Source organism: Aeromicrobium sp. PFPM2_SD2 (genome assembly GCF_057364525.1).
The window spans coordinates 1-1191 of record NZ_JBNFNZ010000606.1; the positions used below are offsets into that span (position 1 = coordinate 1).

A 1191-nucleotide genomic window follows, 5' to 3' on the forward strand; every position below is an offset into this window, starting at 1 on the left:
CCCGCCGCCATCGCGGCGGCCACGTCGGCGTCGACGGTGCCGCGCTCGGCCACGAGCGCCTCGGGGACGCCCAGCAGCGCGCTCTTGAGGTCGGCGCGTACGCGACGACGCCTCCGCGCACCACCTGGGACGCGCCGGGCACGTCGACGAGCGCGGCGCAGACGCGTCCGCCGGTCAGCGACTCCGCGGTGGCCACCGTGCTCCCGTGCTCGCGCAGCAGCGCGACGACCCGGGCGGCGACGTCGGAGGTCATGTCAGGAGGCGGTGCGCGACCGGGCCTCGCGACGCAGGGCGATCGCGTCGCGGACGTACAGGACACCCGTCCACAGCGTCTGGGCGACGGCCGCGGCCATGACCACGTGCGTCGTCCAGCGCAGGACGTCGGAGAAGACGGTGTCCCACAGCTCGAACGGCAGGACGTAGCCGCCCAGCGCGATGGCCTGCAGCATCGTCTTGAGCTTGCCGCCCTGGCTGGCCGGCATGACCCCGTACTTCTTGACCGCCAGGCGCATCATCGTGATGCCCCACTCGCGCACCAGCACGACGATGGTGACGACCCAGAACAGCCAGCTGTCGAACACGATCGCCAGGCCGACGAAGGCCATGCCGGTCAGCGCCTTGTCGGCGATCGGGTCGGCGAGCTTGCCGAAGTCGGTGACGAGGTTGCGGCTGCGGGCCAGGTCGCCGTCGATCTTGTCGGTGATCATCAGCAGCACGAACGCGACCCAGGCGGCCACGCGCATGCCCACGGACTCACCGCCGTCGGTCAGCAGCAGCCACCCGAACACGGGGACGCCCAGGATCCGCACGACGGTCAGGACGTTGGCGATGTTGAGGTTGCTCGGCTTCTCCGGAGCGCGCTCTTCTGCGGACGACACGCCACTCAGTATGCGGCAGCGCGACGCAGACGGCCCAAGCGGTCCCGCGCCGCGGCGGGCGAGGACGACATGGCCAGGCCCAGCGGGATGGTGAACACGCGCTCGCCCTGGCGGGTGACGACCTTGACGTGCGGGTCGCCCAGGACGCCGTGCCGGCCCTCCACGCGCAGGTCGCCGACCTCCTGCCACGGCAGCCCGACCCAGGCCCGCCGCTGGCGCAGCCGCAGCCCGAGGTCGTCGGCGACCAGCACCGGCGTGCGCGCGTCCGCGGTGGCCGCAGGTGCACGAGCCAAGGACGGCCAGGACGCGCCGC

General features: G+C 72.9%; 2 protein-coding genes and 1 pseudogene. All 3 read right to left on the reverse strand.

What is annotated here, in order from left to right:
• Window positions 1–253: CinA family protein (locus AC2W7G_RS16800; RefSeq protein WP_485869445.1), on the reverse strand; the 253-nt coding region annotated here is incomplete at its 3' end.
• Window position 254: 1 nt separating this feature from the next.
• Window positions 255–878 carry a CDP-alcohol phosphatidyltransferase family protein gene (locus AC2W7G_RS16805; protein WP_485869446.1) on the reverse strand — a complete coding sequence of 208 codons (624 nt, stop codon included), beginning with the start codon at window positions 876–878 and terminating at the stop codon, window positions 255–257.
• Window positions 879–883: 5 nt separating this feature from the next.
• Window positions 884–1191, reverse strand: a pseudogene (locus tag AC2W7G_RS16810) (hypothetical protein); the annotation flags it as partial.